The following is a 24,943-nucleotide window of genomic DNA, read 5'->3' on the forward strand; positions in this document are numbered from 1 at the left end:
CGCCGCCGCTACGCGGCGGAAGACGACAACGCACTCCGTGCGTTGTTCCCGGACTTCGTCCGGGGTTGCCGGTCCACTCCGTGGCCCGGTCAGTCAACTTCGTTGATTGCGGCTCGGATCGCTCCGCGATCCGGGTGGCGGGCCATGAGTTGGGGGTGGTCTTGCTGGGATGTTCGGTGACGGGTCGTGAGGACCGGGGCTTCCTGCCCGTTCTCTGGTCCCTTGAGTCCCTGTCAGGAGGGTTCAGGGGCTGGCAGGGGCGGTCCTGCGCAGATGACAGACTAGCGGTTCGGAAACACTTCTACTGTCGGTGTGCGTCACTCTTAATGCCCAGCTAGATTAAGGAGTGGGAGCCGACACCCTGCCGCTGTCCCTGGGGTCGATTGTCTGTGCTTGGTTGTCGCTGAAAAATGCATGTTGCTGCACAGGGATCCGGGTCTTTTCTGGCTTGGAAATATGTCTGAAGCGGTTGAGGAGAGGAAGTTCTGGTGACGCTGAAGGAGTTGTTTCCGCATCAGGTGGAGGCGGTCGACGCGGTTCTGAGGGGCTTGCAGACGCCTGCGAGCGGGCACCTGCCGGCCGAGGGGCTGCGGACCCAGGTGATCGCCGCGACCGGCTCCGGGAAGACCCTGATCGCCGTCGCGGCCGCCGAGAAACTCGGCGCGCGGCATGTCCTGGTCCTGGTGCCGACACTGGATCTGCTGACCCAGACCGCGGCCGCATGGCGGGAAGGAGGCCGTACAGGGGCAATGGTCGGGGTCTGCTCTCTCCGGGCCGACGACTCCGACGGTGTGCCGTGCACGACCGACCCTGGCGAACTCGTCTCCTGGGTAAGGGGGCTGGAGCGGGTCACGGTGTTCGCCACGTACGCCGCCGTCGGACTCGGCATCCTCCAGAACGCCCATACAGTCGGCCTTGGTGCGTGGGACCTGATGGTCGTCGACGAGGCGCACCGCACCAGTGGGTACGCGGGTAAGCCGTGGGCCGCGGTGCACGACCAGGTGCGGATCCCGGCGACCCGCCGTTTGTACATGACCGCCACGGCCCGGATCTGGGAAGCGCCCGAGCATGCTCAGGGTGGTGAGTCGGGTGAGCCGCGGTTGATCGCGAGCATGGATCCGGGGTCGCGGGTGTTCGGGCCGGTGGCGTACAAACTGACGCTCTCACAAGCTGTGAGCCGGGGCCTGGTGGCCCCGTACCAGGTGGTGTGCGTCGACATCTCCGACCCTGAGTTCCATCAGCTGCGCGAGGAAGCCGGGTACGGGTCGGACGCCGCACGCGGGGCACGGCTCGCGGCGCTGCAGACCGGGCTCGTGACCGCGGCCGCCGAGGAGAACCTGCGGAAGGTGTTGACGTTCCACAGCCGGGTCAGTGAAGCCGAAGCCATGGCCACCGGTGTGGTGGATGCGGCCCGGAAGCTGTGGGAAGACGATCCGCGACGCTATCCGGAGCCGGAGCGGGTATGGGCCGACTGGCTGTATGGCGAACACTCGCCCGCCCACCGGCGGGCTGTGCTGGAGGAGTTCGCCTCCGACACCATCGAGAACCAGGGTCAGGCGCAGGGTCAGGCGCAACTGGTCGAGGGTGGCGTCGAGGGGCGCAGCAGGGATGGCAGGGGCGGCGGGCACGGCAGGAGTGGGCAGCGGTCGGGGAAAAGGCCGGTGCCGGCGGCGTTGCGGGTGCTGAGCTCGGTGAAGGTGCTGGGCGAGGGTGTCGATACGGCGAATTGTGATTCCGTCGCTTTCTGTGATGCGCGGGGGTCGATGATCGATATCGTGCAAATGGTCGGACGTGCCCTGAGAATCAAGCCTGGTCAAGGGAAAATTGCTTCTCTGATTGTTCCGGTATTCCTCGCTCCGGGTGAAACACCGGACGAAATGCTGACCTCGGATGCCTATGGAGCCCTGGCGAAGGTTCTCTCAGCGCTGCGGGCGCACGACACCGAAACGATCGAGCACCTGGCGGATCCTCGTGTCCGGAGTGGGAGTTGGCTCCCGGAGGGTGCCGAGGTAGGCGAGGCGGTAGCTGAGCGGGAAGTGTCGGAGGGTGAGCGGGGACCGAGCACGCCTGCGCAGGAGCTGCTGAAGTTCAGCACGCCCCGGGATCCTGCGTTGCTGGCGCGGTTCGTGAAGCTGCGGGTGATCGAGCCGGAGAACACGTTCTGGCGGCGTGGTATCCAGGCATGCGTTCGGTATGTGAAGGAGACCGGGGCAGGGCAGTTGCGGGTGCCGTACGACTACGTCACCCCTGATGACTGGGTGCCGGCCGGGTTCCCGCTGGGGACCTGGCTCGCCGACCAGCGGAAATCCCACAAAGTGGGGCGTCTGGATGCGGGGCGGGTGGAACAGCTCGATGGGCTGGGGATGGTGTGGTCCCATCAGGACGTTGCGTTCGAGGAAGGCCTCACAGCCGCCCGCGCCTGGGCGGCCGTGCACGGTCACCTGTTGCCGCCCGTCACCGCGGTCTGGGACGGATACCCGGTCGGGACCTGGACCAAGAACCAGCGATTCGCCGCCCGGACCGCGGACACGAACGCGGAACGCCGTGAGGCCGGCCTGGCTGTCGAGAGCAGTGCGGGTGCGTCGACCGAGGCACGGCGCGCAGCGCTGGACGAGATCGACCCGGGATGGTGCCCGGTATGGGACACCGGGTGGCAGCGGTGCTTCCGGCTCATCCAGAACCTCCTCCAGGACGGCGGGGCCCTGCCGGTGACGGCCGACAAAGTGATCGTGCAAGGAGAAGACCTCGGAAGGTGGGTCACCGCGCAGCGGCACGGGTGGGAACAGCTCCTGCCCGCACAGCAATGGCTCCTGGAAAACGTCCTCGGAATCGAACCCGCCGAAGAGACAGAACGGCCGGTGAAACGGACGCAGGACACCATGTGGGCCCTCAACCTCGCAGCGGCACGGCAGTACCACGCCCGGGAAGGACACCTACGCGTACCCCGCAAACACGTCGAACACCTGGAAGGAGCAGCAGAGGGGACGACGGGCCCAGCAAGCCGTCAAGCAGGCGCTGGAGAGCCTGTGACCGTACGGCTGGGCACCTGGCTCGACAACGTCCGCAAACGCGCCCACAAGCTCACCGAGCAACGCCACGCAGACCTCGATCAGCTTGGTATGCGCTGGTAGGCGAGGGCGTGCAGGAACCGTCCTTTGACCGGACGGGACTGTTCCTCGCTGTTCTGCCGGACACCCTGATACCGCACGGGCCGGTCTGGGCGCCCGGGTAACAGCTGGAGGGGTGCAGGTGCCTGATGGTGACGGGGTTGTCCGTGCCGGCGGTGTGGTGCCTGGGGCCTTTCGTGTCGCTCCTCTTACTGGGGAGATGACATCGTCGCTGATCGGCCGCGTCGCGGCCCCTACGGGATGAACGCGAAAGCCCTGCGGTCTCGCTGGCGGTAGCGTGGTCCCCGGCCCCGGGCATGAGGACCGAAGTGTGCCGGCGAACGACAAAGGCGGTGCTGAACGCGGCGGTGGGACAACCGGATGCTGGTAGCAGCTATGCACACGATTCGACGGACACTCACAGTCGGGGCACGGCTCAGTGCCATCGAGGGTTCTCGCAACAATGTGCACCACACCGCACTCTGTGAACACCCGCTCCCGAGAACTGCGCTGAAGTGCGGAAACAGCACCGCTATGAGGTCATCACACCGCACCACGGTCCCAGATGACGCGACGTCGCCATGGAATTCCGCTGATCGTTCTCACGGCATGTGTGCCAGAACCCCCTTGAAGTGAACGAAGACAGGCGGGTCATGGTCGTCTCCCCGGACGCACGGTCATCGCATCCCGGGAGACTGAGCGGTCCAGATCGAGATCGTGACTGTCTGGGTTCACCGGCCTCCGTCGGCTCCCACATGGAACCTCGTCAGCGCGAAAAGGATCACGAGGTCGAGTGCCATGACAGGGATGGCCCAGGCCGGATAGTACGGAACGAACATGAACTGCGTGATCATGCTGATCCCCGTCACCGCCACACCGGCCCCGCGACCCCAGCTCTTGTTCGTCAGGATCGCCAGCCCGGCAACGACGAGCGCCACACCGACCACGAGGTGAATCACGCCCCAGGCCGTGAGATCGAACCGGTAGACGTAACGGGTCGAGGCGGCGAACAGGTTGTCCTCTGCGATACCGGACGCGCCCAGGAGAATGCTGAGCGGCCCGCTGATCATCAGCAGGGCCCCGGCTACCTGGGACGCACCGTCGATCCTCGCGCCGGACCCCTTGGGCCCTGGCGGTGTCTTATTCGGCATCGCTGTCATGGCCGTAGCCTTCCTGTTCGGTGCGGCCACCGACGCACACGGCCCGTGCGAAGACAGCCACGTTCCCCTGCCAGGATCCCCGCGATTCTCCGGTACCGCCACCGCGAAGAGACCGACAGATGCCGACACGGCCGCATGCGGGAACGACGTCCCCTCGACGCGCTCGGGCAGTGAGGGCAGGCCTCTCAACAGACGATCGGACCAAGGCGACTCATACCCGGCTAGTCCGACTGCGGGTCATCGACCCCGAGCGCGCCTACTTGCGGCGCGGGGTCGAAACGGCCGGGCCCGGGAACGGTGTACTGCGGGTGCCGTAAACGGTCGTCACGCCGCAGGACTGGGGCGGGGTCGGCGGGTATCCGCTCGGGCAGTGGATCGCCGACCAGCGCCGCGCCCACGCGGCCGGGACACTGGAGGCCGGGCGGGTGGCCGAGGTGGAGCAGCTCGAGATGGTGTGGTCGGAGCAGGAGGCGGCCTGGGCGGATGGGGTCGCCGTCGCCAGGCAGGACGCCGCCGTCCACGGCCACTTCCTCCCGACGACCACCGCGGTATGGGACGGGCATCCGATCGGGGTGTGGGCGAAGAAGGCCCGTGCGGCAGCACGGAGGGCGCGGGAGAACGAGGAGCTGCACGCGGCCGACCGCCCCGTCCCTTCGGCGGCCGGGGCGATGACCCAGGCGCGGCGGGATGAGCTGGACGCGATCGATCCGGGGTGGTGCCCTGCCTGGGACACCGGGTGGCAGCGGTGCTACCGGCTGGTCCAGAACCACGTCCAGGCCGGCGGAACGCTCCCGGAGGCTGCGGGTGACGTCGTGGTCCAGGGCGAAGACCTCGGACACTGGGTCACGGCGCAGCGGTTCGGGTGGGAACAGCTCCTGCCCGTACAGCAATGAATCCCGGAGAACACCCTCAAGATCACACCAGTCGAGGAAGACGAGCGGCCGGTGAAGCAGACGCAGGGTGCGAAGTGGGCGGCCAACCTGGCAACAGCACGGCAGTTCCACGCCCGCAAAACACCTTCGAGTGTCCCGGAAGCACGCCGAGCACCTGGAGTCGGCAGATGCACTGTCGGGCCGTCAGGGCGGCTCTGACGGCGGCGTGGTGGTCAAACTAGGCACCTGGCTCGACAACACCCGCAAACGCGCCGCAAACTCCCCGAACAACGCCGCGCAGACCTCGATCAGCTTGGTATGCGCTGGTAGAAGCGGGGAAGAGTTGAAACAGCTCGGAGAGTCGTTCCTTGCGTGGTTCTGTGTTTGTAGGGCCCTGAGCAGGGGGTTGAATCGGGGCTACGCTCATATGCCATGACCACCCCGGGCTTTTCGTCTGCTGGCGGGACCGCGAGGCGTGCCGGGTTGCCGGCCCCGAGGGGCCCTGGGTGGACCGACTTGGTCCGTGCTCCGGAGAGACTGGATGAGGGTCTGGACGAGTTCGGTAACCGAGTCGCTGGGAAGTGGATGCCCAAGGGCATCGACCTGGAGCTGTGGGAACGGATCCGGGGTGCCACAATCGAGGGGTATCTCGGAACTTGGTCCAAGATCCTGAAGGACTTCACCCCGGCCTGTATCTATACCCGGGACTACCGCGACATCGACGACCTGCACCATGTCCTGACCGTGCTGCGGGAACTCGGGATCGAAGGCTGGATCGACTACAAGCGGGACTGTGATACGGCCCGAGGGCTGTACGGGCGTGGGGCCCTGCACTGGTTCTCGCCGCCAGGCACCGTGAGCATTGAGGCTCCGAAGTGGTCGGTGGGCCGCGAGATGGACCACGGGTCCGCCGTGCCGACTCCGGGCTGGTTCCAGGCCTGACCCGCCAGGGGTGTGGGAGCTGAACCGTTCGTCCGGGGAGCGGGAGAGGAATTCTGTTGTTGGGGAGGGGACATTCTCGCCCGGGCTGGGGTTCGGTCTGGTCATGAGGGACTGTTGCAGAGTGTCAGTCGGTGCCCGGACCGGGGCAATGAGTGAGTGATCTGTGGGGGTGGTTGAGCGGGCGTACGTCTCGTGCTGCCTCCTCGGTTGCGCGGACCTTTCTGCGCGGCGTCTGCGGGATACGGTCCGGGGTGTGACCGGTGTCGTCGACGCTCCAGGTCATTGTCTTGCTGGTGCTGGGATGGGTGCGTCCGTCGGCGTCGGGGTATTGCCGGGCCCGGCGGCGTGCGGCCTCCTCGCGGTCGGGGAGACCGACGGTCTGGTCGCAGTTGGTATGCGCCCCATCACCTTCCTCACTCGTGCACAGGCAGAACGCTGGGCGGCCGGGGTCCTCGAAAACCAGTGGAACGGCGGCGCTGAGCGCCGCTACCGTGCTGCCCAAGTCACGTCGTCCAGGCAAGGACATGCCGTTGTACACCCTGTGAGACCTCCCGAGCGCTGATCTGTCGCGCGTCGCGCATGTGCGCCGCGCTGCTTTTTGCTGCGGACTTCTCACTGGAAACGGTGTACTTCTGTGCTCAATAACTGGGTAGTCATGCCCACCTGCCTGCCGCTCGTTCGCCGTCGCTGCCACTCGTGCGCGTCCGAGCGGTTCCGGACAAGCGGTAAATTCCGTGTCAACGCGAACCACAAGCTCATCGATGCCTGGCTCCTCGCGCTCTGTACCGTCTGCGGACAAACGACAAAGCTCACGGTCCTGGAGCGGATGAATGTGCGCTCCGTACGGCTTGAGCTGCTGGACCGGCTGCATGGCAACGACCCTGGCCTCGCAGCCGAGCTGCTCCAGGATCCGGTCATACGGCGTCGTAATCGCATCACTCTCGACTGGGACAACGCCTGGCGCCTCGATACCGGAAGATCAGATCATCTGGAGCACGAGGTAAATGACGTCTCAGTACGCTTCGCAGCACGGATCCCTATCCGGCCCGTACAACTGATCGCTCAGGGTTTCGGCCTCTCACGGACCGAGGTCGAGAGGCTGGTCACGGAGGGGAATCTCGTCTCCGCGACCCGGTTGAACGGCAAGCTCTCCGGTGACTTCGCCTTCCTGCTCAAGCGCTGAGGCCCTTGTCCGGCGAGATCTGCCGGACAAGGGCTCAGAGGCCGCCGTGGCGAGTTCCACGGCGGCCTCTGGTCACTGGCCCACTCTTCCGTCGATGCACTCGCGCAGCAGGTCTGCGTGCCCGCAGTGGCGGGCGTACTCCTCGATCCTGTGCACCAGCAACTCCCGGACGGAGATCCTGTCCTTTCCTAGACGCTCGCCCAGGTCCGGGTGCTCGGCGAGCGCGGCGTCGGTCGCCGCCTGCTCGCGCTCCAGATCGGCGTACGCGGCATCGACCACGGCCTGATCGGCGACGGCTTCGTCGAAGTCCGCGTCACGCTTGCCGTACAGCTTCGACAGCGGCTCATTGTCACTGATCCAGTTACGCCAGTCCCGTTCCACCTCAGCGAGGTGCCGGACCAGGCCGAGCAGCGACATCGTCGACGGCGGCACCGAGCGACGGGCCATCTGCTCCGCGCCCAGGCCCTCGCACTTCATCCGCAGGGTCAGCCGATAGTCCGTCAGGTAGCCATCCAGCGTGGCTTGTTCGCCATCCGGACCGATTCCTTCGCTGTTGCGGGGGTCGTTGTCCGGGTCAGTCCACATGTCGGGGTAGACGGTGGCCTGGGTCCATCGTGCGGGTTGATCATTCATGCGTTCCATGTTCGTCTGCGAGGGCCGGACTCGCTAGTGTCCCTGGGTTCGAAGTGCTTTTTTTGTTGTTGGTGTTCTTCCGCGCGGCCGGTCCGTCTGATGCCTCCGGGAATGAGCTGACCATGCGCTGCGCCTCCGGCAAGCCGATTTCGGGCCCTTTGGCTTCGCCCAGGACCGCGGCACCTCTGCCGTTCCGCACTGCGCCTTCGGGCCGGGGTCGGGATGAGGCGGTACAGCTTGAGGCGGGCGTCCCAACGGATGGGTGGGGCGACGGTGGTGGTACCGGACGGATCCTGGGCGGCCGCCGTGCCGGGGACGCTCAGGGCGGCGACGGAGGCGGCCCGTCTCTTCGGCTCGGGGTCGGTTGCACCAGTGCGGTCAAGGGTGGCGGGCTGTCGACGGCGACGCCTCGCCGACCGTCGCGCGTACCGGTATAGTGAGGGCACAACTTGTTGTTCAGGCACAGAGGCCCCGCCATCACTGATGGCGGGGCCTCTGTTTTGTCGGGTCAGGCAATGCGAAGGTCGGGGCGGCCCTCGGCCGGCGGTGCTGCTCGGTATTCCGGAAGGTGGATGGTCGGCAGTTTGCCGCTCTTCATCTCTTCGAGGGCGTACGCGAAGGCGGCTTCCATGTCCGTCACGCTCTCGTACTTGGCGGCGAGCGGGTGGAGTCGATAGCGGTTGCCCCCGCGGCCTTCGGCGCGGGAGCGCAGCACGAGGTTCAGCTCGAACAGCGGCTCCATCAGCGCGCTGACGGTGGGCGGCTTCACCTTGTACTCCACCGCCATCTCACGCTGGCTCGGCAATGCGCCGCCGTTCTCGCTCCGGAAGATCAGGTACTGAAGGAACTTCACCGGGGCAGCTCCGATGGGCAGCGCCCAGATGCGCTCAGCGACGAGCGGCGACATGACTGCAACGGCCATCGGTGCCTTCCTCCATATCGAATCGGCTTGTCTTGGTAGCGAACATCACCCGGTGCGCTTCCTTCTGACAGGCTCGGGCACTTCGCCATCCAGGTTAAGGTCCAGCGCTTCCTGGTGGTGAACCAGCTCAGGACCAATTCTGTGCGGAAACGCAGTCGGATCGTCATCGTGGTCTGCGGCGATCTGGGCAAGCACCTCGTGCTGGGAGGTGCTGTTGCCCTGGAACCAGAGCGTGACATTGAGGCGAATCCGTCCGTTTCCTGCTGGTTCGAGCCACTTGTACTCGCAGAGGGTACGGACGGCGCGGTTCACCGTGGGCCTGGTGATCATCTTGGCGCCTGACTTCTTGGCTGCGAGGCCGTTCAGGCCATCGGTGATCTCCTGCTGGGTGTACTCCGCGATCCCGGTGCCGGGGCGCTGCCCGCCCGCCACGTACAGGAACACGCACAGCTGGCTCTTCGTGATGCCGTTGGCGATGAAGAGCTGGGGCAGCAGCTGCGTGAACCAGTTGCTGGCGAGGCTGTAGCCGGCGCCTCCGGCGAAGCTGTGGACGGACCGCGGGTCGTTCTCGTACTCGAAGGTGACGCCTTTGAGCTTGCGTTTCCCTGCCCTTGGCTGTGTTGTCTCCGTCTCCGGGACAGTCGTGCCGAGTTGCTCACCCAACAGGTTCAGGATGTCGTCGAACACGGCGTTGCTCTCCGGCGAGGACGCAGGAGAAGGCACTGCTCGGGGCCGACGCGGCTGGCGCGACGGCGTTTCAGATGTCACTGGACCCTCCTTGTTGCTCAGGCGGTCCGAGGCTATCCCAAAAGTTCGGCTGAGCCTTACTTTTGACGGCTCGACACGCTTCGAGTCTGAAGGGGTGACGGGCGCGCTTCAAAAGTTTGCGTGAGCTGAACTTTTGGCGCACGAAAGCGGTGAAAGTTAGCGTGAGCCTAACTTCCAGTTTCGTTCTGCAGCACATTTTGATCGAATCGGTGCCACGGCCCGGGGGGTTCGCCTGGAACCGCCACTCCCCTGACCTGCGGTTTCTCTGGCGATCATGGTCGGTTTGAAAAGTTAGGCTGAGCCTTACTTTCAAGGCCAAATGTGCTGGCCAGGTTAACATTTCGGCCCACCAAATGTGTCGGCCAGAGCATGATCAACATCGCGTACATGCAGGTCAGAGCCTTGCGAGGGTCCGGCGCCTCTTATAAAAGAAGAGCCGCACGCTACGTATGGCAGCGTGCGAAGCCGGAGTGTGTGCTGTGGCGGCCGCGCTTCGTTGGGCTCGTGAATCGGCAACGGGAGGCGTCAGCCACCCTTCCTGAGGGGGTGTCACGGACTGGGCTCTCTACTCGCCTGACTGAACCTCGGCCCACGAAAGCCAGCCCCGACGATAGGTTCATGGACTCTGCGGCGGGAGTGCCCACCCGAGCCACCCACTGGGATCAGCCACTGTGCCGCTTTGACCACCCGCGGTCCAGTGAACCCGGCGGACCGCGACGGCTCAGCAGTTGAGTCGAGGCCGAGTCGGCACCCGCGATGGACAAGATGCCCTGAGGGTCGCGCGCAGTTGCTGTCTTGGGGGTAATTGCGGGCGGGCGGAGTAGCGTTGGAGAGGCGCAGGGTGGGGCATTATAGGTGATGTTTTTTATTTAGATCCTCTCCCCCGCACATTCGGGCGTTCCGGTTCATGGTGTGGCGCTGTGGGGGGAGCTATCACGCCGTGATAGCTCCCCCCACAGCGAAAAAGCTGACACAGCTAACGTTTTGTGCGCTCAATTGATCTACGGCGTTAGTAGAGTGACGGACTATGACGACACCCGACATCCGGGGCGACCGAGAGAAGGTCGTCTCGAAGCTGCCCTCCTGGCTTCGCCAGGAACTCAAGGTCCGCGCCGTTCAGCACGGCATCGACATGCAGGACGCCGTGGAAGCCGGCATCACTGCCTGGCGCGGTCTCGGCTCCAACCTCTCCCCCATCGATACTTCTGGGGCGGAATCCTTCGCGACGTTCCTGCCTTCCCAGCTGTGGGCCGGATTCCGTTCGGACTGCAAGCGCCGCGGGGTTTCGCTCATCCAGGGCCTGGCCCAGTCCGTGCGGGTCTGGTTGGACAGTCATCCTGCGCCCGCGGTTCGGCGCCCCGATATCGTCCGACGCGTCGTCATCTGCAATCAGAAGGGCGGCGTCGGCAAGACCGCCGTGACTGCCGGGACCGGCGAAGCTCTCGCGGAAGACGCCACCGCCCTTGTGCCGGTCCGTGTCTCCAAGCACTTCGCCGCACTTCTCGAAGAGGACGAGGAGGTCGCCAATGATCCGCTCGCTCTGGAGGATCTGCCCGGGCTCGGACAGCGCGTTCTTCTCGTCGACTTCGACCCCCAGGGACACCTCACCAAGCAGCTCGGCCATGCTCCCCTCGCCATGGACGGGGACTCTCTCACCAATCACATGGCCGGTGACGGCAAGGGTTCGCTGAGCGATCTCATCGTGACGATCGAGGAGGACCGGTTCGGCGGGCGTCTGCACCTTCTGCCCGCCTGCACCGATGCCTTCCTCCTCGACGTGCGACTCGCCTCCGTCCGTGCACGCGAAGCCGCTCTCGAACGTGCCCTTGCCGCGGTCGAGCCCGATTACGACGTCATCCTGATCGACTGCCCTCCCAGCCTCGGGCTCAGCATGGACGCTGCTACTTACTACGGGCGCCGTCGCCCGCAGGAAGTGCCGGGCAACTCCGGCGTTCTCATCGTCGTCCAGGCCGAGGACAGCAGTGCCGACGCCTACGAGCTGCTCACGTCGCAGATCGAGGACATGCGCAATGACCTCGCGCTCGACGTCGACTACCTCGGGCTGGTCGTCAACCACTACGACGCCCGCCGCGGTTACATCGCCACTTCCTCCCTCCAGTCCTGGATGGCCATAAAGGATCCGCGCGTCGTGGGCGTCATCGGAGACCTCAAGGAACAGAAGGAAGCCGTCCGTGCCAAGCGGCCCCTGCTTGCCTACGCACCCCGCTGCGAACAGTCCGTTGCCCTCCGCGCCCTCGCCCGGGAGATCAGCAAGTGAGTAAGGCCAAGAACCTTGGCGCCGGCGCCTCCTTCGCCCAGGCCCGACCCATCAGCGCTCGTCGGGCCGCGATCGGCGCTGCTACGGGTGTGCCGACGGCGGGTGTGCCCGAGCCGACCGAGCTTTCTCTGAATCTCATCAGTCAGAACCCTGACAACCCCCGCGAGGAGCTCCGCGATCTTGAGGGTCTGGCGGAGAGCATCGCAGAGATCGGCCTCGTCAACGCCGTGACGGTGGCCTCCATCGAGGCTTACTTGGAGGAGCGGCCGCATCGCGCGGCCGACCTCGACGAGGGGGCCCGGTACATCATCGTCGACGGTCACCGTCGTCTTGCCGCAGCACGTCTTGCCGGAGCTGCGAAGATTCGCGTCAGCGTCGACAACGCCCTTGTCTCTACGGATGAGGCGCTGCTCGAGGCAGCCTTCGTGGCCAACGTCCACCGCGACGACATGAACCCGTTGGAGCAGGCTCAGGCCCTTCGTACGCTCGTCGACTTCTACGGTTCTCAGACCAAGGCTGCCAAGCGGCTCGGCATTGCGCAGTCGACCATTTCCTCGAAGCTATCCGTTCTCGACCTCGATCCTCAGCTCCAGGCGGACCTGGTGGAGGGGCGCCGCAAGATCGAGCACGTACGGAATCTCTCCAAGCTGCCACCCGATGAGCAGCGCCAGCAGGCGGATGCGCGGGCTGCCGCGGGGGTTCAGCGGCGCTCGGCAGTGCGGGAGCTATCACGGCGTGATAGCCCGGAGGGCGGGGGAGAGGCTGAGACGTCAGATGGTGCCGGTGCTTCGGGTAGCTCCGGGGAACAGGGGGCGTCAGTATCACGGCGTGATAATCCGGGGGAGGGACCGGAAGAAGTATCACGGCGTGATAGCTCGGAGGAGAGTCATGCTGCCCTATCACGGCGTGATAGCCCGAGCGAGGAACAGGCCGTCCTATCACGGCGTGATAATCCCGGAGCTCGGCAGGCTGAGCTATCACGCCGTGATAGCTCCGAGGCCCAGGAGCCAGCATCGGCGACACACGATGAGGTGCCTGGACAGCGGTCGGAGCATGCCGGGCACCAGGTCGCACCGGCTCAGCTCGCGCCGGGGGAGTCGGGCATCGTCGCGCTCGGCAAGGTGACGAAGATGCCCTGGCACGACGGTCATCAGGTCGCCGACCTCGTACTGAGGAAGATGGACGAGGCGCAGCGGAAGATCCTCGTCGACAGGATCCTCGCGGAAGGCACCAACTCCGTTCGGTGAATAGCCCGGTGAGGGCGGGCCGGGGCCGGGGCGGTGTCAGTACCCGGCCCGCCCCGGGGCGGTTGTCGGAGGTGAGGCGAGGAACTGTCAGGTGCAGTAGGCGTGTTGGTCCTGATGTGTTTGAACTTCGGTTGTCCGGCCTGCAGGTTCGTGTCCGCCGGCAGGCGCGATTGGCTGGTATGCACCGGTGAGAGCAGTCGTAATGGGGAAGCCGCTTGAGCCTGGATGCAGACGGACTTGAGCGGTCCGGACGGTGGGGGAGAGGCCTCAGCGACTGAATGTCAGCGACTGAATGAGTGTTGAGTCGCTTCGCTCGGAAATGTAAAACCGCAGGTCAGAAGGGCTTGCTGGGGGGAACAGCGACTGAAGCGACTCAAGTTTCAGGTATATGGAGACATTCGTGCGTGTGCGTGTGAGCGCGTGCGTGCGTCATATATAGCGAGCTTGAGTCGCTTCAGTCGCTGTTCTCTGTTGCATACGCCTGTGACCTGGTGTTTTGTGTGCCTGTCCGGCAGCGACTGAAGCGACTGTCGGTCTCTGGGGCCTCGGTTGCTCCGTCGCTCGGGCATCTTGCAGATGCGTACACCTGTTCTGCCCCATGTGCCTCTCCTCTCCCTTAGATTTCGCTAATCTGATTTTGGGAGTTGAGTCGCTTCAGTCGCTGATGGGGGAAGTGAATGGCAGCTGAGCTGCAGGTTTCGCGCAGCGACCCACGGCAGTTCGTGAGATCTGCATCGGTCGCTTCGCAGCCTCTGACAACTGCCTCGTGGTGTGCGCGCCAGGGGTGGCCGGTTCATCCTCTTGCTCCGGGCCGTAAAACGCCTGTGGGCAACTGTGAGGTGTGCCGTGTTCAAGGTCATGCCCGAGGGGGGTGTGACTGTATTCGTGCGGGTCGCTGGTGTCATGGGTTTCATGCGGCAACGCTTGATTTCGACCGGATCCAGCAGTGGTGGGGATCCCGGCCCGATCTCGGGGTGGGGGTCGCCACCGGTCCGGCCGGCCTCGTGGTCATCGATATCGATGCGCATGCGTGCGAACTCCCCGACCGTGACCGGCTGCTGCCCGGTGTCGGGATATCCGCCGGGGTCGACCTGACCGGGCTGGCCAATGGCTTCCACACCCTGGGCGTGCTGGCTGCACTGCGCGGCGCGGCCAGCCCGGCGGACGACGAGTCGACGCTCCGGGTCCGCACCCCGTCCGGGGGACTCCACGTGTGGTACCGCAACGACGGCGGGCACCGGTGGCAGTGCTCCTCCGGGTCGGGCGGTGGCCGTGCCCTCGCCTGGCAGGTCGATGTCCGGGCGCACGGTGGGTACATCGTGGCGCCCGGGACCGTGACCCCTGCAGGGATCTACCGGCCCGTGGGGACCGTACGGGTTCCGGCTCCGCTTCCCGCCTGGCTCGCCAGGGAACTGGAGCGCACCGGGCATCTGCCGTCCGCGTCCGTGCCGGGGACCCGGCCGGTGCCGCCCCGGGCCAGGCAGGCGGTTCTCGCGGCCGGTGGTGGCCGCGGTGCGGGGGACCGAGTGCTGACCGGTGTTCTCGCCGAGGTTTCCGCGTGTGCGGCAGTACCCGAAGGCGCCGCGTTCTCCGAGAAGTTGAACCGGGCTGCGTACACAGCAGGGGGGCTGGTCGCGGCGGGGCACATCACGGAGGCCGAAGCCACGCGTGTGTTGCAGGATGCGGCCGAGCAGGCCCGCCCGGGGCAACAGCGGCGTTGCCTGGCGATCATCCGGAGTGGGCTGAGCGCAGGTCTGGCACGTCCGCTGTCCCTCGGGGGGCGGGCGTGAGTGTGGACGAGGAGAGAGCACTGTCTGCCTTCGACGTCCAGGCGGTGGCCGCGCAGATCCTCGCGCAGCCCGTCCCGGCGCCCAGGCAGAGCGAGGAATCCGCGCGGTACGAGGCCGTGGCCGCCCCGGAGGGGGACGGCGAGGCGACGGCGGACGGGCTGTTGCCCGACACGCTGACGGACCGCGGTAACGCCAAGTTGTTCGTCAAGCTCTACTCCAACGACTACCGGCACGTCCCCGGGATCGGCTGGTACCGGTGGGACGGCACCCGGTGGCAGATCGACGAGGACGACACGGTGATGTGGTCGGCGGGCGATCTGGCGGAGTCCATCGCCACCACCGATCCGCGAGGCGTCTACACCCCGACCGCGTTGCAGCAGCACCGCCGCCGCACGCTGAGCACCAGCGGGATGAACGCGATGCTGACGCAGGCGAAGTCCGCCCCGGGGATGGTGCTCAACGCGGCGCGGCTGGACGCGGATCCGTACGCGTTGTGCACGCCCGCGGGCGTCGTCGACCTGCGTTCCGGGCGCATCCGTCCTGCCGAGCCCACGAAGGACTTCCATTCCCGGTCCACCTCGGCCGCACCTGAGCCGATGCCGACGCCGCGCTGGAACCGGTTCCTGACCGACACCTTCGGCGAGGGGCCGGACGGTGCGGAGATGATCGACTTTCTCCAGCTGCTGCTCGGCTACTCCGTCACCGGGGATGTCGGCGCCCAGGTCATGCCGTTCCTGTTCGGCTCAGGGAAGAACGGCAAGTCCGTACTGCTGGATGTGCTGATGAAGCTGCTCGGGGACTACGCGGACGCGGCGCCTCCGGGGTTCCTGATGTCACGTCCGTACGAGGGGCATCCCACCGATTTGGCCGAGCTGCACGGCCGGCGCGTGATCGTGTGCAGTGAGGTCAAGCCGGGGGACCGCTTCGACGAGGCGCGGGTCAAACTGTTGACCGGTGGTGACCGCATCAAGGCGCGCCGGATGCGGCAGGACTTCTTCAGCTTCGAGCCGACGCACAAGATGTGGCTGCTCGGCAACCACCGCCCCGAGGTGGGCACGGGTGGGTTCGCGTTCTGGCGGCGGATGCGGCTGATCCCGTTCGAGCGGGTCGTCTCCGACGACCGCAAGATCGACAACCTGGCGGACATCCTCGTCACTCAGGAGGGTCCGGGCATCCTCAACTGGCTCATCGAGGGCGCCCGTCGCTACCTGGGGGGCGACAAGGACCTGGCGGGCCCCGAGCGGGTCCGCATCGCGACCACGGCGTACGCCGAGACCGAGGACCACACCGGGCGCTTCGTCCACGAGACCTGTCGGCTTGAGGCCGATCTGCGGGCGGAGCAGTCGCAGCTCTACGCGGCCTACAGGAGCTGGTGCCAGAATGAGGGTGCTCCGGCGATATCGTCCCGGGCTTTCGCGGCACGTGTTCGCGAGGTGGTGGGACTGGCGTCACCGAAGGAAATGATCCTTTCCAATCAGCGCAAGTACTACCCGGGCATCGGCCTGCTCGCGGACGAGGAGACAGTATGAGTGCCCTCATCGCAGAGGACGAGATCGTCGACGAGATGGACCTCGTCTGGCTTGAGGACATCAGTCGGCTCGACTATGTCCGACAGAGCCTGGACCGGTTGCCGACCCGGCGTGGCAGACCCGCGTACCACCGTGACGGCCGGATGGTCGGGTACGCCCTGCTGGGCCCGAAGGCCAAGCCGTCCCGTTCCTCCGGCACGTTCAGGCGGCGGGTGTTCTGGCTGCTGCCGCACGACCGGGACACCGAGCCCGACGGGCTGTACGCGAGGGGGGCGCCGGCGGAGGCCGTGGATGTGCGGACGCTGGCGCCGGGCAGCAAGGGGCACAAGACCGAGCGTTCGGAGGGCGGACCGATGTCGTCCACGATGCGGGAGCTCCAGCCCTAGCCTCGGCCTCGACGGTCTCAGCCTTGACCTCAGCTTTAGCTTCGGCTCCCAGGATCCCGTTCTTCGGTGGATGGATTAGAAACAGTCCCTCCGGTATATTTCCCGTTGCGAGGGTGGATCACGGCCAGGGGAAGGCGTCGCTGTGCAGGGGGAACATCCGGTACGGGCACAGGTCGTGGTGGTCGGTGGGGGACCGGTCGGCATGCTCGTCGCCGCCGAACTGGCGGGGTACGGGGTCGACACCGTGCTCCTGGAATCCCGGGCCGAGGTGTCCGGGCAGCCGAAGGCGACCACGCTGCATGCCCGTGCGGTGCAGACGCTGGCCCGGCGTGGCCACCTGCCGGGGGACGGGTACCCGTACACCGGTGGCGCGGCGGAGAGCCCCTTCCACTTCGCGGGTCTGCCCGGACTGGTGATCACGGCTCCCGCACGTGAACCCGAGCCGATCCTCAAGTCCCCCCAGGCGGAGTTGGAGCGGCACTTCGGGGCGCGGGCGCGGGCGGCCGGGGCGCGGGTCCTGCGCGAGCACCGGGTGACCGAGGTCGTCCAGGAGGACGGCGGGGTACGGGTCACGGCCGAAGGGCCGGAGGGGAGCGTGGTCTGCTTCGCCGAGTACGTGGTGGGGGCGGACGGCGCCCGCAGCACGGTCCGGGACCGGGCGGGCATTGCTTCCGACACTCATCCGGCGACGGTGTCCGCGCTCATGGGTACCGTCACGCTCGCGCAGCCGGACGCGCTCGCCAAGGGCTGGCACCGTACCCCGCGCGGCTGGATCGTGGCCAAGCACGATGCGGAGGGCAGCACACACATCCGGACGCTGAACTGCACCGGCGCCCATGCGGACCGGCAGCAGCCCCCCACGCTGGCGGAGTTGCAGCAGGAGGTGTCCTGGATCGCGGGCCGGGACATCGCGATGGACGCACCGCGCTGGCTCAGCAGGTTCAGCGACTTCGCGCGGCTGGCCCGGAGCTACCGTGCGGGGCGGGTCTTTCTGGTGGGCGACGCGGCGCATGTGCACTTCCCGATCGGGGGACAGGGCCTCAGCGCCGGGGTGCTCGACGCCCTGAATCTGGGCTGGAAGCTGGCGCTGGCGGTGCACGGATCGGCGGACGCGGGTCTGCTGGGCACCTACGACCTGGAGCGCCGTCCCGTCGCCCGGAAGGTCATCGAACAGACACAGGCGCAGCTCGCGCTGATGCGGTCAGGCCCCGAACTCGATGCGTTGCGGGGCGTGTTCACCGGAATTCTGTCGGCGGACCGTGCGCACGGGCATCTCGGCGACATGATCAGCGCGCAGGACACGGTGCTTCCGGACCGGACCGGTGGGCCCTCCGGCGGGGCAACGGGAACGTTCCTGCGCAATGCGGTGCTCAGCTCGGCGGACGGCGAGACGGATGTGATGGGGCTGCTGCGCGAGGGCAGGCCGCTGCTGCTGCTCCTCGGCGAGGAGGGCGACGGCCACCGGGAGGCGGCCCGGGGGTGGGAGGGGATTCTGAACGTGGTCCACGCCCGGCCCACCGCCGAGGTGCCGTACGAGGCGTTGCTGGTGCGGCCCGACGGCTACATCGCCTGGCTGCCGGGCGGCCATGATCTGAGGGAGGCGTTGTCGGCGTACTTCGTCGAGGACGCCGTGTCTGCGGGGCACCGTTGACAGTGGCCCGCAGACACGAGCGGTGCTCAGCCCGCCGTGTCGACGAGGTCCCTTATGTCGGCCGCCTTCAGTGCCTCGTCGTAGACCGCGGCTCCCCGGCCCTCGGAGAGGTCGAGCGAGGCGAGGACGGAAGGCACCACCGCGCTGGGCAGTACGTGACGCATCAGGGCGGAGACCCGGCGGACCAGGTCGTTGTACTCGCAGACGGCCTGCGACATGGACTGAATGCCGGCGAAGGAACCCACGATGACATCGGCTGTCTCGGACGGCGTGATGTGGGGCAGCAACTCGCCCTGGGCCTGCGCCATTTGGAGCAGCTCGTGGCCGACCTCGGCCCAGCGCAGGAACGGGCCGCTGCGGTCGAGGCTCTGCGCCAGCTGGTCCATGGTCAGCCGCACGCCGGCGCGGACCATGGGGTCGGTCTGCAACTGGTGGGCATGCAGCATCACGACGTCCACGATCTCCTGCACCTTGGAGGCGCGGGGAGGGACGATGATCCGTCGGTCCTGCTCGGCGAGGACGCCTTGAGCCAGGTCTTCCTTGGAGTGGAAGTGGAAATACAGGGCGCCCTTGGTGACGCCTGCCTCGGTGAGGATCTGGGAGATCGTGGCCGCTTGGTACCCGTGTTCCTCGAAGATCTTGGCCGCAGCCGAAAGAATCGTCTGACGGGTACGGATGGCTCGTAGCTGCTCAGCCACTCTGCCTCCTCCCTCCTCAGGGTGGTGAACGTCGGGAGGCCGGTGAAAGAAACCGTCCAGTTCGTATCTTACAGGCCGCTTCCTTGTCCGTACCGGTCGGGGAAATGTCGGGCAAGAGAGGCAAATCCATGATTCTTGTCACCGGTGCCACAGGGACCATCGGGCGGGAAGTGGTCCGAAGGATCCCGGCTGACCTGGCAGTTCGCATCATGGCCAGGCATCCGGAGCGGGTCACGGGAGCGGGCGCGGGGGCCGAGATCGTCCACGGAGATTTCTCGGATCCGGCCTCGCTGGCAGGTGTTCTGCGTGGGGTTCGCACCGTTTTTCTGGTGACCAACCCTGGCAGGGACGACGACGAGGGCTTCATCCGGGCCGCCCGGTCGGCGGGGGTGCGGCAGGTGGTGAAGCTGTCCGCCGCCGCCGTCGCGGACAGCCGGGCCGAGGATCTGATCACCCGGTGGCAGCGCCGCAACGAGGACCTGTTGCGCGGCTCCGGGATGGAGTGGACGCTGCTGCGTCCCCGCGCGTTCATGTCCAACGCGCTTTCCTGGGCGGGATCCATCCGCTCGGACGACGTCGTGCGGGCCCTGTACGGGGCGTCGGCCAACGCCTGCGTCGATCCGCGTGACGTGGCGGAGGTGGCGGTACGCGCCCTCACCGAGGACGGCCATGCGGGCAGGGTCCACACCCTGACCGGGCCGGAGGCGATCTCGGCGGCCGAGCAGACGGCCCAGCTCGCCGAACTGCTGCGCCGTCCGCTCCGTTTCGAGGAACTGGGCCCGGAACAGGCGCGTACCGCGCTTGGCGCGCGCTATCCGGCAGACATCGTCGAGGCGCTGCTTGAGAGCGCGGAGCGCGGACGTGAGGGCGCGAAGGCGGAGGTGGACGGCACGGTCGCCGGACTGCTCGGCCGGCCGGCCGGGACCTTTCGCGGCTGGGCGGCCGATCACTTGAGCGCCTTCGGGAACGCGAGTCGTTGAGGGCGTACCGGTGAAAAGAAGAAGACGGCGGCTGCCCGGTGGGCAGCCGCCGTTCGGCATGGCTAAGTCGCTGTTCGGCACGGTCAGATCCCGTGCGATCCTGCGGTCACCGTGGAGTTGAAGACCAGTGCACCGTCCTGATGGGCGGTCACCAGGACGCTCTGCTCGCCTTCGGTGGTGGTGTCGGGCAGCAGGGTCGCCTCGATCATGCACGGGGAGTCCAGCTCGACGTACCGCTTGAACTCATTTGCGATGGCGAGCGGGAGATAGGAGGACCGGCCGAGGACCGCCGCCGTGGCCTGGCGGGCGGCTTCGACCAGCACCATGCCCGGCACATGGTCGACCGCGTGCTCGAAGAGCACGGGGTGCCGCGTGTCCACCCGCAGCTGCCAGCGGTTCTGCTCGTTCGTGGGGGAGAGCACCACGTCCATGGGGGACATGCGCCCGACGCTCTGCGGGGCTGCTGGACTGATCAGTGGCAGCTGGTCCCAGTTGCCACCGGGAATGTGCTCGCCGCGCACCCGCCGGTAGACCGCGGGCGCCATGCAGGAGAAGGATCCGCCACCGGTCGCGACGATGTTCCCGTCGCGGTGGAAGACCGCCTCGAAGCGCAGCCCCGACAGGTTCCTGCCGCGTTGGTTGATCTCCGTGCAGTGGACGTCGATGCTGAGGGCGGCGGGCTCGTACCCCATCCGCAGGTGCTGCGGACGTACGGCGAGGTCGAGGTCCCAGACGAGGAACTGGTGGCCGAAGGGCACACCGAACTCCGCGTGCCCCAGGAGTATGCCGATCTGCCGGAGCGTTTCGCAGCCTATGAGCGGATCGTGGTAGCCGTCCGCGACCGGGGTGAAGAAGCTGTGGCCGCGCGGCCATTGGGCGGACATGACGAAGTGGGTGTCGTCGACGCGGTCCCAGTCGGTGAGCATGACCTCTGCGACTGCGGAGCGGTGTACGAGTTCTTTGGGCACGGTCATAGTCAGAGTGTCGGGGTAGAAGCCGCCGGGCTTGATGGTGGAGGCCTTGGTGCTTCTCGTCATTTCTCTGTCGAACGTGGTTCGTTCGACCTGAAACGTGCTCGCAGACATTGCTCCCCCTGGGCTGGTGCGAGAGGTGTGTTCCGGGCTGTTCCTGGCCTGAAAATACATACCAACCGGTTTAATTTCTAGTGCTCCTGACTCCTTGTCATCCAAAAACAGCGGAGCCGTTCATTCCGATCTGCCTGTTCTTGAGGATGGGGCCAGGCCGGCGCGGGCTGTAGCCGAGTTGGCGTCCGTTTCCGGTCCGACGTGGCTCGAGCGTGACACGAGTCGTTCTTGAGCGGAGTGACTCAAGGTGCGCCCGCGGCGTTCTGCCGGATGGTCATGTCTCCTTCTGAGCTTTGACGGATGAGCAGGGAATCTTTTCAAAAACCGCACGGGCGGTTTGTTATAGTCGACGTCTGCCCTTCGGCAGGCACGGCAACCTCTGGCAGTGACGGAGCAGTTGATGGTCAAACAGGAACGCGCGGCGCGTACGCGTGACACCCTGATCCGGTCCGCGGCCGAGGTCTTCGACCGTGACGGTTTCTCGGCGGCGTCGCTCACCGCGATCAGTTCGCGTGCAGGGGTGAGCAACGGGGCGCTGCACTTTCACTTCGCGAGCAAGGCCGTCCTGGTGGACGTCGTCGAGGAGGAGGCGCTGACGAGGCTGCTGGCCGTCACGAACAGCGCGTTGTCGCTCGGGGTGAGCCATGTGCAGCTCCTCGTCGATGTCACCCACGCGCTCGCCGAGGCGCTGCGCGGCGATGTGGTGCTGCGGGTCGGCTTCGCGCTGAGCGGCGAGACGTCCCGCCCGCGACGGATGGATCTGCGCGAGCGCTGGCGGCGCTGGGTCGAGGAGACCCTGAAGCAGGCCGAGTCCGCAGGAGAACTGCGCCGGGGGGCAGGGGTCCAGGACGTGGTGACCGCCGTGGTGGCCGCGACTGTCGGATTCGAGGTGCTCGGGGTGCGGGACCCGGCGTGGCTCTCGGCGTCGACGGTGGCGCGGTTCTGGCGATTGCTGCTGCCGACGCTGGTGCCGGCGGCGAATCTCGCCGGAATCGAGGCCGGGGGAACCCGGCGTCCGTAGGTGGTGGTGTGACGGGTTCCCCGGTTGCCGATCAAGGAGAAGACCTGCTGGTTTGTTTTGGCGCGTTCCTTCTGTTGTGGATGCAGGATGGGTCGGCCCTCTAGGAAGCCTCCGTACTCTCGCCGCATGACAACTGCGCAGCTCAGAGTGGATATTTGAGGGGCCGACAGGGGGTCTGAGGGTAACGAACGACCCGGTCGGTTTTGTGTTGACAAACCGCCTGTCCTGTTTTTTACTGGCCGAGGCTCATCCACGGACAGGGGAGTATGGCGTGGACATCGAAGTACTGGGCACATTGGCGGTGCGGGAAAACGGGGTCTCGGTCACACCCACCGCCGCCAAGCCGAGACAGGTTCTGGCGCTGCTGGCGCTCCATGCCGACCAGGTCGTTCCGGTGTCGGCTCTGATAGAGGAGTTGTGGGCGGGAGCCCCGCCGCGCAGCGCCAGGACAACACTGCAGACCTACGTGCTGCAGCTGCGGGCCCTCATCGCGACCGCGCTGGAGCAGAGTCCGGCCGACGGGGACACGGGCCGCGGCACCGCCAAGGACGTGCTCGTCACGCTGCCGGGCGGTTATCTGCTCAACAGCGGCGGCGGCACCAGCGACGTACGCGAGTTCGACCGGCTCGCAGGCATGGGCTACCGGGCGATGGACGGGGGTGACTTCCCGGGCGCGGCCCGGCTGCTGCGCGAGGCGCTGTCCCTGTGGTCCGGCCCGGCCTTCGCCGACGTACAGGGCGGTATCCAGCTGGACATGGAGACCCAGCGGCTGGAGGAGACCCGACTGTGCGCGCTCGACCAGCGCATCGAGGCCGATCTGCGGATCGGCCGCCACCGTGAGCTGCTCGCCGAACTGACCGTACTCGTCAGCCGGTACCGCACCCACGAGAACCTGCACGGGCAGTTCATGCTCGCCCTGCACCGCTCCGGCCGCCGGGGCGAGGCCCTCGACGTCTACCAGCGGCTGCGCACCACACTGGTGCGTGAGCTCGGGCTCGAACCGTCCGCCGCCCTGCGCAGGCTGCAGCGCTCGATCCTCATGGCCAGCCCCGAGAACCCGGCGATGGCGGAGAGCGGCGCCGAACGACTTGTCCGCGTGGGCTGAGATGGCCGCGCGGAACGCCGGGGGTGCGACCGCCGTCCGCCCGAAGGCCCGGACACGTGACCGGTCCATGGGCCGAGCGGGCACCGTGGTGCAGGAGAGGTCGGAGCGGACCCGCAGGAAGCTGGTGCAGGCGGGGGCCGAGCTGTTCCACCGCAACGGCTACACGAACGCGACGCTCGGCGAGATCGCCGCGTACGCCGGAGTGACCAAAGGAGCGCTGTACTTCCACTTCGCCTCCAAGGAGGAGTTGGCGGAAGCCGTACAGCTACGGGGATGCGCGCTGCTGCACGAGTCGGTGCACGAACTGGGCGCATCCGGGCTCCGTCCGCTGCAGATCCTGATCGACACGACCCATTGGCTGGCACGGAACCTGCGGGAGGAACCGGCGATCCCGGCCGGCATCCGCATCGCCAAGGAGTGGGCGGGCCTGCGTGAGGGAGTCACCGACTTCCACCGCGTCTGGCTCGCGGCGGTCTGCGAGCTGCTGGGGCAGGCCCGGGAAGCGGGGGAGCTCCGCACCGAAATCGCCTGGGAGAGCATCGAATCGCTGGTGGCCGCGGCGGCCTGCGGAATCGAGACGCTGGCCGGTACGGGAATGCCTTACGCCGAGCTCCAGCGCCGGGTGACCGGGCTGTGGTCGCTGCTGTTGCCGAGCCTGGTGCTTGAGGGCGCGGAGGCGAACTACCGCGCCGGGACGCCGGGGACGTACCCGCTGTTCCGCCCCGTGGACGATCCTGCGGACGCCCCCTTGGACGCCTTTGGGGCACCGGTACCGGCCGGGGTCACCGGCAGCACCGGGTGAACGTGTGCCACCGACGGCTTGGAGGAGCCTGCGATGACGATTGAACATCCCGCGGATGTGCTGACGGACCTCATCGGGGTCCTCGGCGACGTCCTGCGGGTCAAGCCGGAGAAGATCGACCCCGACCAGACCTTTCCGTCCCTGGGCCTCGACTCGCTGCTGATCGTGGAGTTCGTGGCCGTCGTCAACGGACGGTACGGGCTCCAGGTGCGCGCCACGGACCTGTACGACTACCCGACCCCGGCATCCTTCGCCCAGGAGGTCGGGCGGGCCAGGGCGGCAGCCTCCACAAGTGCGGCACCCGCCGGTTCCACGGGTCCCGCCGTTCCCGCCGATGCTGTTGCTCCTGCCGGCTCTGCAGGCTCTGCGGCTCCCGAGGGGGCGACGCGGATCGCGGAGGTGTTGCGTGAGCAGCTGGCGGCGATCCTGTGCTGCGACGCGTGGGAGATCAACACCACCGCGGCCTTCAACGTGCTCGGCATGGACTCCATCGTGGCCGCGGAGTTCATCGCCGCGGTCAACCGCACCTTCGGACTCCGTGAGCGTTCGGTCCTGCTGTACGAGCACCCCAACCTGGCCGCCGTCGCGGCGTACATCGCGACCCGTACGGGCGCGTTCGTGCCGGATGCCGAACCCGTCCGGACGCCGGTCCCGGTGGCCGCCTCCGCCCTTCGGCCGACGCTCCGCGGCGACGTCGACGTCCTGCTGGACGCGATCCGCGACGACCGGCTCACCGTGGACGAGGCAGTCGTGCTGCTCGCCCGCCGTGGCTGAAGCTGTTCCA

At 67.0% G+C, this 24,943-nt stretch carries 21 protein-coding genes; 15 read left to right on the plus strand and 6 right to left on the minus strand.

Annotated elements, in window-relative coordinates; all coding sequences use genetic code 11:
* Positions 1-488 precede the first annotated feature (488 nt).
* Positions 489-3,131: a DEAD/DEAH box helicase gene (locus OG842_RS40315; RefSeq protein WP_266726416.1), complete on the plus strand. Its 2,643-nt coding sequence runs from the start codon at positions 489-491 to the stop codon at positions 3,129-3,131.
* 707 nt (positions 3,132-3,838) lie between these two features.
* Here the strand turns inward: OG842_RS40315 and OG842_RS40320 are convergent.
* The gene (locus tag OG842_RS40320; RefSeq protein WP_443064088.1) at positions 3,839-4,267 is read right to left on the minus strand and encodes a DUF7144 family membrane protein; all 429 of its coding nucleotides are present in this window, start codon (positions 4,265-4,267) and stop codon (positions 3,839-3,841) included.
* 434 nt (positions 4,268-4,701) lie between these two features.
* On the opposite strand from OG842_RS40320, the gene OG842_RS40325 reads away from it, so the two are divergent.
* The 3 genes from OG842_RS40325 to OG842_RS40335 all read left to right on the plus strand — a co-directional run bounded on the left by OG842_RS40325 (position 4,702) and on the right by OG842_RS40335 (position 7,264).
* On the plus strand, positions 4,702-5,160 hold the full coding sequence (locus OG842_RS40325; RefSeq protein ID WP_266738080.1) for a Helicase associated domain protein: 459 nt from the start codon (positions 4,702-4,704) through the stop codon (positions 5,158-5,160).
* 411 nt (positions 5,161-5,571) lie between these two features.
* Complete coding sequence (locus OG842_RS40330; protein ID WP_266738078.1) at positions 5,572-6,081, plus strand: putative phosphothreonine lyase domain-containing protein; 510 nt, start codon at positions 5,572-5,574, stop codon at positions 6,079-6,081.
* Positions 6,082-6,715: 634 nt separating this feature from the next.
* On the plus strand, positions 6,716-7,264 hold the full coding sequence (locus OG842_RS40335; RefSeq protein ID WP_266738077.1) for a DUF1062 domain-containing protein: 549 nt from the start codon (positions 6,716-6,718) through the stop codon (positions 7,262-7,264).
* 72 nt (positions 7,265-7,336) lie between these two features.
* Here the strand turns inward: OG842_RS40335 and OG842_RS40340 are convergent, their stop codons facing one another.
* From OG842_RS40340 to OG842_RS40350, 3 genes are all read right to left on the minus strand, one after another.
* Positions 7,337-7,906 (minus strand): DinB family protein, encoded by a 570-nt coding sequence (locus OG842_RS40340; protein ID WP_266738076.1) that lies wholly within the window; start codon positions 7,904-7,906, stop codon positions 7,337-7,339.
* A gap of 499 nt (positions 7,907-8,405) precedes the next feature.
* The gene (locus OG842_RS40345; protein WP_266738075.1) at positions 8,406-8,804 is read right to left on the minus strand and encodes a hypothetical protein; all 399 of its coding nucleotides are present in this window, start codon (positions 8,802-8,804) and stop codon (positions 8,406-8,408) included.
* A gap of 60 nt (positions 8,805-8,864) precedes the next feature.
* Entirely contained in the window at positions 8,865-9,506 is a 642-nt protein-coding gene (locus OG842_RS40350; RefSeq protein ID WP_266738073.1) for a hypothetical protein, read from the minus strand.
* 1,108 nt (positions 9,507-10,614) lie between these two features.
* Here OG842_RS40350 and OG842_RS40355 point away from each other — a divergent pair.
* The 6 genes from OG842_RS40355 to OG842_RS40380 all read left to right on the plus strand — a co-directional run bounded on the left by OG842_RS40355 (position 10,615) and on the right by OG842_RS40380 (position 18,468).
* Complete coding sequence (locus tag OG842_RS40355) at positions 10,615-11,865, plus strand: ParA family protein (protein ID WP_266738072.1); 1,251 nt, start codon at positions 10,615-10,617, stop codon at positions 11,863-11,865.
* The gene (locus OG842_RS40360; protein ID WP_266738071.1) at positions 11,862-13,112 is read left to right on the plus strand and encodes a ParB/RepB/Spo0J family partition protein; all 1,251 of its coding nucleotides are present in this window, start codon (positions 11,862-11,864) and stop codon (positions 13,110-13,112) included. The genes OG842_RS40355 and OG842_RS40360 overlap by 4 nt, the downstream gene beginning before the upstream one ends.
* Before the next feature lie 677 nt (positions 13,113-13,789).
* A complete protein-coding gene (locus OG842_RS40365) occupies positions 13,790-14,902 on the plus strand; it encodes a bifunctional DNA primase/polymerase (RefSeq protein WP_266738069.1) in 1,113 nt (370 codons plus the stop codon).
* Entirely contained in the window at positions 14,899-16,431 is a 1,533-nt protein-coding gene (locus OG842_RS40370) for a DNA primase family protein (RefSeq protein WP_266738067.1), read from the plus strand. Before OG842_RS40365 ends, OG842_RS40370 begins: the two co-directional genes overlap by 4 nt.
* A complete protein-coding gene (locus tag OG842_RS40375; RefSeq protein ID WP_124723573.1) occupies positions 16,428-16,817 on the plus strand; it encodes a DUF6009 family protein in 390 nt (129 codons plus the stop codon). The genes OG842_RS40370 and OG842_RS40375 overlap by 4 nt, the downstream gene beginning before the upstream one ends.
* A gap of 142 nt (positions 16,818-16,959) precedes the next feature.
* On the plus strand, positions 16,960-18,468 hold the full coding sequence (locus OG842_RS40380) for an FAD-dependent monooxygenase (RefSeq protein ID WP_266738065.1): 1,509 nt from the start codon (positions 16,960-16,962) through the stop codon (positions 18,466-18,468).
* Positions 18,469-18,494: 26 nt separating this feature from the next.
* On the opposite strand, the gene OG842_RS40385 is transcribed toward OG842_RS40380, so the two are convergent.
* Positions 18,495-19,166 carry a ScbR family autoregulator-binding transcription factor gene (locus OG842_RS40385; protein ID WP_266738064.1) on the minus strand — a complete coding sequence of 224 codons (672 nt, stop codon included), beginning with the start codon at positions 19,164-19,166 and terminating at the stop codon, positions 18,495-18,497.
* 128 nt (positions 19,167-19,294) lie between these two features.
* On the opposite strand from OG842_RS40385, the gene OG842_RS40390 reads away from it, so the two are divergent.
* Positions 19,295-20,146: an SDR family oxidoreductase gene (locus OG842_RS40390; RefSeq protein ID WP_266738063.1), complete on the plus strand. Its 852-nt coding sequence runs from the start codon at positions 19,295-19,297 to the stop codon at positions 20,144-20,146.
* A gap of 83 nt (positions 20,147-20,229) precedes the next feature.
* On the opposite strand, the gene OG842_RS40395 is transcribed toward OG842_RS40390, so the two are convergent.
* A complete protein-coding gene (locus OG842_RS40395) occupies positions 20,230-21,183 on the minus strand; it encodes a ScbA/BarX family gamma-butyrolactone biosynthesis protein (RefSeq protein ID WP_266738061.1) in 954 nt (317 codons plus the stop codon).
* 433 nt (positions 21,184-21,616) lie between these two features.
* On the opposite strand from OG842_RS40395, the gene OG842_RS40400 reads away from it, so the two are divergent.
* From OG842_RS40400 to OG842_RS40415, 4 genes are all read left to right on the plus strand, one after another.
* Positions 21,617-22,252 (plus strand): ScbR family autoregulator-binding transcription factor, encoded by a 636-nt coding sequence (locus OG842_RS40400; protein ID WP_266738059.1) that lies wholly within the window; start codon positions 21,617-21,619, stop codon positions 22,250-22,252.
* Between the two features lie 271 nt (positions 22,253-22,523).
* Positions 22,524-23,357, plus strand: coding sequence for an AfsR/SARP family transcriptional regulator (locus OG842_RS40405; RefSeq protein WP_266738057.1), 834 nt, complete (start codon positions 22,524-22,526; stop codon positions 23,355-23,357).
* Position 23,358: 1 nt separating this feature from the next.
* Positions 23,359-24,159, plus strand: coding sequence for a ScbR family autoregulator-binding transcription factor (locus OG842_RS40410; RefSeq protein ID WP_328512704.1), 801 nt, complete (start codon positions 23,359-23,361; stop codon positions 24,157-24,159).
* 33 nt (positions 24,160-24,192) lie between these two features.
* On the plus strand, positions 24,193-24,933 hold the full coding sequence (locus tag OG842_RS40415; protein WP_266738054.1) for a phosphopantetheine-binding protein: 741 nt from the start codon (positions 24,193-24,195) through the stop codon (positions 24,931-24,933).
* Positions 24,934-24,943: the final 10 nt, after the last annotated feature.

This window comes from Streptomyces sp. NBC_00376 (assembly GCF_036077095.1).
Taxonomy (GTDB): domain Bacteria; phylum Actinomycetota; class Actinomycetes; order Streptomycetales; family Streptomycetaceae; genus Streptomyces.